The organism is Streptomyces sp. SID11385 (assembly GCF_010548245.1).
In the GTDB taxonomy this organism is placed as follows: domain Bacteria; phylum Actinomycetota; class Actinomycetes; order Streptomycetales; family Streptomycetaceae; genus Streptomyces.
In genome coordinates, this window is sequence record NZ_JAAGLR010000071.1 from 1 (window position 1) to 8015 (window position 8015).

The window sequence follows — 8015 nt, forward strand, 5'->3', positions numbered from 1 at the left end:
CGCGGGCGGCTGCTCCCCGCGGCCGGGGCCCCGGCGGAACCCGCCGCCCCGCCCGCCGAGGCCCTCGGCCTCACCGCGCGCGAGAGCGAAGTGCTGCGCCTCGTCGCCGCCGGGCACAGCAACCGGCGTATCGCCGAGGCCCTCTACATCTCGCCGAAGACGGCGAGCGTCCACGTCTCGCGCATCATCGCCAAACTCGGCGTGACGGGCCGGGGCGAGGCGGCGGCCGTCGCGCACCGGCTACGGCTCTTCCCCGAGCCCGAGGAGGTGTAGGGCACAGCACCTCGCGCGCCCTCTCGCTTTCACTCGAACGGGCTTACGCTGGCAGAGCGGGCACCCTGCCCGAGGCGGGAGGCCCACCGTGTTCAGCGCGTTCGACATGCTCTTCAATCCCGGCCGCAAGCACACCGAGGACGAGCACAGCCGCCTGGAACTCACCCGTGAGGACGTCGGCGACGGCGACCCCGGCCACGGCCCCATCGACCTGCGCTCCGGCAAGGTCACCGTGCGGGTCACGACGGCCGGCCTCGTCCCGCCCACCATGGAGAACACCCCCGAGGAGACCGTCGACCCGCCGGCCCCCGAGCCGCGCGCGGTGACGGACCCGGGAGCCTGGCGGATCTGAGACACGCGGCCTCGGGATGAGGGGCGACGCGCGGCCTCGGGCCGGTCCGGCTCACTTCACCCGCAGCTCCAGGATCTTGTCGTCCCCCTTCGACGGGGTGCCGCGCGAGTCGGTCTCGTTGGTGAGGAGCCACAGCTTGTCGCCGCCGGCCGCGACGACGGCGCGCAGCCGCCCGTACTTCCCTTTGAGGAACGCCTGCGGCTTCGCGGCGGCCTTCGTCCCGTCGAGCGGTACGCGCCACAGGCGTTCGCCGCGCAGCGAGGCGAGCCACACGGAGCCCTCGGCCCACGCGACGCCGCTCGGCGAGGCGTCGGCCGTCTTCCACTGCTCCAGCGGGTCCTGGAAGCCGGACTTGCCCGCCTTGCCCTCCGCATCGGGCCAGCCGTAGTTCTTGCCCGGCTCGATGAGGTTCAGCTCGTCCCACGTGTCCTGGCCGAACTCGGAGGCCCACATGTGCCTGGCGGGGTCCCACGCGAAGCCCTGCACGTTGCGGTGGCCCCAGGACCACACGGGCGAGTCGGGGTCGGGGTTGCCGCGCGCGGGGGTGCCGTCGGGGTTGACGCGCAGGATCTTGCCCGCGAGGGACTTCCGGTCCTGCGCGAGGCCCCGGTCGCCGGTCTCGCCCGTGCCGATGTAGAGCATGCCGTCGGGGCCGAAGGCGATCCTGCCGCCGTTGTGGGTGACGCCCTTCGGGATGCCGCGCAGCACCGTGCTCGGGGCGCCGAGGCGCTGACCGGCGGGCTTCTTCGCGTCGTAGAGCATCCGCGCGACGCGGTTGTCGGAGGCGGTCGTGAAGTACGCGTAGACCAGGTGGTCCGTCGCGAAGCCGGGCGACACCGCGAGCCCGAGCAGGCCGCCCTCGCCCTCGTGCACGACGCCCGGCACCGTCCCGGCGAGCGTCTTCTTGCCGGACCCGGTGTCGACTTGGAGGATCTGGCCGTTGTCGCGCGAGGAGACGAGCAGCCCGTCCTCGGGCAACGGCGCGAGCGCCCAGGGCGCCTTGAGCCCCTCGGCGACGGTACGCACCACCTCCACCGAGCCCTTCGCGGGCGCCGCCGACGGGCTCGCCGACGCCGTGCCCCGGGGCGCCCCGCTCGCCCCGGACGCGCTGCTCGCCGCGCCGGACGGGGAAGGGCCGGCGCTGCGGAGGGGGTCCCAGGAGCCGTCGGAGCCCGAGGAGCAGCCCGCGAGCAGCAGGGCCGCGGCGGCGGCCAGCGCGGCGCGGGTAAACGGAATGCCTCGCACGAAACGGTCCTCTCGGTCGGGCTCGCCCGGTCACGTCCACACGACGCGTTCCCGCGCCGGCCTCCAGCATGACGGCGCGGGACGGCTTACGGGGCGTCGCGCGGCCCACGCGTCGCCCGAGGAGACGCGGGGGCGGAACGTCGCCCGGTGCGGGGCGGGACGTCGCGCGGTACGTGGCGGGGTCGGCGCACGCGACGTGTGCCCGTACGCGACGTCGCCCGGCCCGCGCGACGTGTGCCCGTACGCGCCAGGCATCCTCCACGCGCCACCGCTCACCCCCCACCGCTCAACCCCCACCGTCACCTGCCGCCCCGTCACCCCCACACGTCCCAGCTCTCCCGCGCCCGGGGGAGCGCCGCTATCTCGCGCAGGTCGCGCGCGTCGAGGCGCAGCGCCGACGCCGCCGCGTTCTCTGCGGCGAACGCGGCGCGCTTCGTCCCGGGGAGCGCGACGACACGCGGGTCGGCGGCGAGGACCCAGGCGAGGGCGACCTGAGCGACCGTCGCGCCGTGGCGCGCGGCGACGCGGCGCAGGCCCGCCACGACGGGCTGGTTGGCGGCCATCATCTCCGCCGTGAAACGCGGGTGCCTGGCCCGTACGTCGTCCGGCTCGAAGCCCTGGCCCGGCGTGAGCGTCCCGGTGAGGTAGCCGCTGCCCAGCGGGCGCGCCGCGAGGAAGCCGACGCCGCGCGCCACGCACCACGGCAGCAGCACCCGCAGCGCCTCGGGCGACCACACCGACAACTCCGCCTGCACCGCGCTCACCGGGAAGACCTGCTGCACCCGCTCCAGGACCCGCACCGTCGGCGCGTACGGGGCCTCGCGCGGCGCCGCGAGCACGCCGCGCGCCGTCCGCACCGTCACGCCGCCCTCGCGCGACGTAGCCCCGCGCGACGCGGCACCCCCGCGCGCGACGTCGCCCCGTACCGTCGCCTCGCGCACCGCCCGCGCGTCGTGCGCGCACAGCCCGAGCGCGCGGACCTTCCCGGCCGCGACGAGTTCGGCCATCGCGCCCCACGTCTCCTCGACCGGCACCTCGGGATCGGCCCGCTGCAACTGGTAGAGGTCGATGACGTCGGTGCGCAGCCGGCGGAGCGAGGCGTCGCAGGCGCGCCGTACGTAGTCGGGGCGGCCGTTCGCGACGAGGTGCCCGTCGCTCGCGAGCAGCCCGCACTTCGTCGCGAGCAGCGCCTCCGCGCGTCGCGCGCCGAGCGCCCGCGCGAGCAACAGCTCGTTGGTGAAGGGCCCGTACATGTCGGCGGTGTCGAAGAGCGTCACGCCGTGGTCGAGAGCGGTCCGCACCGTCCGCTCCGACTCGACGCCCGAACGCTGCGAACGCGTGTACGCCCAGCTCATCGGCATGCAGCCGAGACCCACAGCGCCCGCGCGCAGCGCCCCGGACCCGACCGTCCTGCGCTCCACCTGGTCTTTCCTCCCCGCCGCACGTACGCGCACCAAATTAACCGCAGCGCCTCGCGCGCCCCGCCCCGGCCTCCCCGGCGCCCTCCGGCGGTCGTTAGCCTCCTGACCATGACAGGCGATGTGTGGCTCCCCTATCCGGCCGACCAGATCCCGGGCCTGCCCGGCGAGAAGGAATCAGGACTGACGTACCGCCGCTGGGACGGTGCGCAGGCGTTCCCCGCCGACCCCGCCGACTGCGTGTTCTACGTCGTCCCCTATCTGAGCGGTACCGACGTCGCGTTGCGTCCGCTCCCCGCCATGGAGAACGTCCGCGTCGTGCAGACGCTCTCGGCGGGCACCGACAACGTCGCGCCGGCCGTCGCGGGGCTGCGCGAGGGCGTCGTGCTGTGCAACGCGCGCGGCGTCCACGAGGCGAGCACGGCCGAACTGGCCCTCGCGCTCACCCTCGCCTCGCTGCGCGGCATCCCGCGCTTCGTCGAGGGGCAGCGCGTGGAGGAGTGGCGGTCCGGCTTCTACCCGGCGCTTGCCGACCGGACGGTGCTCATCGTCGGGTACGGGTCGATCGGCGCCGCGATCGAGGACCGGCTCACGCCCTTCGAGTGTGCGCGGGTCCTGCGCGTCGCGCGCTCCGCGCGTGCCACGGAGCGCGGTGACGTGCATCCGCTCACCGCCTTGCCCGCGCTGCTGCCCGAGGCCGACGTCGTGATCCTCTCGACGCCGCTGACCGAACAGACCCGCGGTCTCGTCGACGCGGAGTTCCTCGCGCGGCTCAAGGACGGGGCGCTGCTCGTCAACGTCGCGCGCGGTCCCGTCGTCGACACGGAGGCGCTGCTCGCCGAGGTCGCGACGGGGCGCGTCAGCGCGGCGCTCGACGTCACGGACCCCGAACCGCTCCCGGCCGGGCACCCTTTGTGGCACGCGCCCGGCGTCCTCGTCAGCCCCCACGTCGGTGGCTCGACCTCCGCCTTCGAGCCCCGCGCGAAGCGGCTCCTGGCCCGCCAGCTCACCCGCTTCGCCGCGGGCGAACAACCCGGCAACATCGTGCTGACGGCGCGCGGCTGAAACCTCGGCCCGCTCGGGGGAGCGGCGCCGCGGAACCCCTCGCGCCCCCGCCGCCCCTCCCGCCCGCGCCGTCCCCGTGCGGGCGTGCTTGTTCCGTTCCGGCCCCCCGTGGGTGGTTTTCGCCCCACCATGGGCCGGGAACGGAACCAGCGGGCCCGGCTACCGGCACGTACCGCGCACGTATCGCCCCGTACCGTAGGCGATGCATCCGGATAGTCACAGAGAGTAGAGAGACTATGTCGCTCTGTGACGGTTCTGGTGTATCGTCGGCGCAGGGGTGCCGTCGCGGACGGTGACGGTGCCGGGGACGAGCCGCCGGGCGGCCGGGCCGAGGACGCCGGAGACAGGGACACCGAGGGGGCGACGGGGCATGCGGGGCCTTGAGACACGGCAGCCGAGCACGTACGGGGCACGGCCGACACAGCGCGGGGCCCGCCCCGCACAGCGCGCCGGGCGCGAGCCGCTGCCCGGACGCACTTCTTCCCGCCGCTCCACCGGACGGGTCCTCATCCCGCCCACGGGAGCGGTCCGGTGAACGCGCGCCAGGCCGTGCGCGAGGCGAGCCCCGGTGGCGGCGCGACCCTCGATGCGGGCGCGGGCCCCGAAGGCGGCGTGAGCCTTGACGTCGGCGCGGGCCCCGAAAAACGCGGGTCCCGGCGTCCCGCGCCCGGCCTCGTGGGCCAGCTCCTGCTCGTCCTCCTCAGCGGCGGGTACGCGCTCGGCGCGGTCCTCGGCTGGGGCTCGCCCCGCGTCGCCGCCTTCATGGGCGACTTCGGGCTCAGCCTCGCCGGGCTCGTCGCCTGCGTCTCCTGCGTCCTCTACGCGCGCCGCAGCCGCACCCGCTTCCGGCCCGCCTGGCTCCTCTTCGCCTTCTCCTCGGTGATGGCCGCGGCGGGCAACGCCGTCTGGGGCTGGTACGAGGTCGTCCTCCAGCAGAGCGTGCCCGTCCCCGGTCTCGCCGACCTGTTCTTCCTCCTCTTCGCGCCACCCGCCATCGTCGGGCTCCTCGTGCTCGCCAAACGGCCCGTCACCCGCGCGGGCTGGGCGTGCCTCGCGCTCGACTCCTGGCTCATCGGCGGCTCGCTCCTCACGCTCTCCTGGAGCCTCGCGCTCGCCCACACGACGCAGTTCCGCGGCGAGAGCGTGCCCCGGGCGGCGCTCTCGCTCGCGTACCCGCTCCTGGACATCGCGCTCGTCTCGATGGTGCTCGCGCTGCACTTCAAGCGCTCCGCGGCGGGCCGGTTCGCGATCAACACGGCCGTCGGCGCCTTCGCCCTGACGGTGCTGTGCGACGCGCTCTTCACCTCGCCACTGCTGCGCGACAGCTACCGCTCGGGACAACTGCTCGACGCCGGCTGGTTCGCGGGCTCACTGCTCCTCGCGTACGCGCCCTGGGTCCGCTCCACACGGCGCGCCCCCGCCGAGGAACCGGTCAGGACCCCACCCGCGACGCGAGCGCGCACCAGCACGTTCGCCGCGCTCACCCCGTACCTCGCAGCCGCCGTCTGCACCCTCGGCCTCCTCTACAGCGCCGTCAACGCCCCCAGCGTCGACCGTGTCGTGCTCATCACCGCCTGCACCGTCGTGCTCGCCCTCGTCCTGCGCCAGGGCATCATGCTTGTCGACAACATCTCGCTCACCCAGGAACTGGCCCACAAGGAGGAGCACTTCAGGTCGCTCGTCCAGGGCTCCAGCGACGTCATCATGATCGTCGCGCCCAGCGGGGTGCTGCGGTACGTGAGCCCGGCCGCCAGCGGCGTCTACGGGCGCGAGGCGGAGTCCATGCTCGGCTGCGAACTCGCCTCGCTCATCCACCCGGAGGACCTCGGCCAGGTCGTGCACGAGATCCGCCGGTTCCTCGCCGCAGACCCCGCCTGCGAGCCCACGACGCGCATCGAGTGCCGCTTCAAGTCCGGCTGCGGCGACTGGCTCAACGTCGAGTCCACCGTCAACCGGCTGCACGGCGGCCTCATCCTCAACAGCCGCGACGTCACCGAACGCGTCCGCCTCCAGGCCCAGCTCCAGCACAACGCCGAGCACGACCCGCTCACCGACCTCCCCAACCGCGCCCTCTTCACCCGCCGCGTGCGCCGCGCGCTCAAGGGCCGCCGCGCCGGCGACACCGGCGTCGCCGTCCTCTTCATCGACCTCGACGGCTTCAAGGGCGTCAACGACTCCATCGGCCACCAGGCGGGCGACGAACTCCTCGTCCAGGCCGCCCGCAGGCTCCACGAGTCCGTCCGCTCCGGGGACACCGCAGCCAGGCTCGGCGGCGACGAGTTCGCCGCCCTCATCGTCGGCGACGGCAACCGGGACGCCGCCGCCCGCGAGCAGCAGATCAAGGACCTCGCCGAACGGCTCCGCGTCGCCCTCTCGCTCCCGTACTCCATCGAGGGCCAGGACGTGCGCATCGCCGCCTCGATCGGCGTCGCCTTCGCCGAGAACGGCCTCGGCGCGGGCGAGTTGCTGCGCAACGCCGACCTCGCGATGTACCGCGCGAAGGGCCTCGGCAAGGACCGCGTCGAGCTGTACGTCCCCCAGCTCCAGACCGACGCCGCGCGCCGCACCGCGCTCGCCGGGCGCCTGCGCACGGCCCTGGACGAGGGCGAGTTCGCGCTCCTGCACCAGCCCGTCGTGTGCCTGCACACCGGCGCCGTCGACGTCGTCACCGCCGAGGCCCGCTGGCGCTCCGCGCAGGGCATCCTCTTCACGCCCGAGGAGTTCCTGCGCGGTCCCGGCGACGGCGAACGCGGCGGCGCGCTCGGCCGCTGGCTGCTCGGCGAGGCCGTCGCACAGGCCGCCGAGCGCCGCGGCGAGGGCCACACGACGCCCGTCTCGGTCCGGCTCGGGGCCCGCGCCCTGCTCGACCGGGCCACGCCGCTCACCTCCGTCGAAGCGCTGCTCACGCGGTACGCGCTGCCCGCGGGCGCCCTCCAGATCGCGGTGCGCCTCGACGACCCCCGCGTCCCGCTCGAAGCCCTCGAACGACGACTCAACGTCCTGCGCAGGCTCGGCGTACGGGTCGGGCTCGACGGCTTCGGCGCGGGCCACGCCACGATCGAGGCGCTGCGCCGCCTCCCCGTCGACGCGCTCACCCTCGACCGGGGTCTCGTCGGCGGCGTCGTCGACTCGGCCCGGCACTACAAGATCACCGCCGGGGTGCTGCGGATCGCCACCGACCTCGGCCTCTACACCGTCGCCGAGGGCGTCGACCGCGCCGAGCAGGTCACCGTCCTCCAGGCCCTCGGCTGTACCCACGCGCAGGGCCTCGCCTTCTCCGGGCCGCTCGACGAGCACCGGCTGCGCCGCGCCCTCGCGCACGGCACCTACCCGCTGCCGGGCCGCCGTCCCGAGCCGGTACGGGCCGCCGCGGCCGCCCGCCCCTCGCTCAACGCCCTCGCGCGTCCCGTACGGCACACGAGCGCCGCGCACCACACGGGCGCCGGGCCCCTCCTCCCCACCGCCGTCCCCGTCCAGGTCCGTCCCGCGCACACGAGCCGCACACCCCCCGCCGGCACCCCGCTGGCCGTCCGCCCCGGCGCCCAGCGTTCCGCGCACGCGCTGCCCGAACTCGTCACCGAGGCGGCGCACCGGCTCACCGGGACGCCGTGGGAGGACCACGCGGGGCGCGCGCCGCTGCCGGACAGCGGGGCGCGGGACCA

6 protein-coding genes are annotated in these 8015 nt (G+C 75.1%); 4 read left to right on the forward strand and 2 right to left on the reverse strand.

The annotated features are described in order from the left end of the window. Together G3I42_RS02520 and G3I42_RS02525 are read left to right on the forward strand one after the other, a co-directional pair. Window positions 1–273: LuxR C-terminal-related transcriptional regulator (locus tag G3I42_RS02520; protein ID WP_164282212.1), on the forward strand; the 273-nt coding region annotated here is incomplete at its 5' end. 88 nt (window positions 274–361) lie between these two features. Then, window positions 362–625, forward strand: coding sequence for a DUF6191 domain-containing protein (locus G3I42_RS02525; protein WP_164282213.1), 264 nt, complete (start codon window positions 362–364; stop codon window positions 623–625). A gap of 51 nt (window positions 626–676) precedes the next feature. On the opposite strand, the gene G3I42_RS02530 is transcribed toward G3I42_RS02525, so the two are convergent. Further along, window positions 677–1870, reverse strand: a complete 1194-nt coding sequence (locus G3I42_RS02530; protein ID WP_164282214.1) for a PQQ-dependent sugar dehydrogenase — start codon at window positions 1868–1870, stop codon at window positions 677–679. Window positions 1871–2184: 314 nt separating this feature from the next. Beyond that, window positions 2185–3291 carry an aldo/keto reductase gene (locus tag G3I42_RS02535; protein WP_164282215.1) on the reverse strand — a complete coding sequence of 369 codons (1107 nt, stop codon included), beginning with the start codon at window positions 3289–3291 and terminating at the stop codon, window positions 2185–2187. Window positions 3292–3411: 120 nt separating this feature from the next. Between G3I42_RS02535 and G3I42_RS02540 the strand changes: the two genes are divergently transcribed. Both G3I42_RS02540 and G3I42_RS02545 read left to right on the forward strand, forming a co-directional pair. After that, the gene (locus tag G3I42_RS02540; RefSeq protein ID WP_164282216.1) at window positions 3412–4353 is read left to right on the forward strand and encodes a 2-hydroxyacid dehydrogenase; all 942 of its coding nucleotides are present in this window, start codon (window positions 3412–3414) and stop codon (window positions 4351–4353) included. Between the two features lie 675 nt (window positions 4354–5028). Then, the coding region (locus G3I42_RS02545; protein ID WP_343244428.1) for an EAL domain-containing protein at window positions 5029–8015 on the forward strand (2987 nt) is incomplete at its 3' end.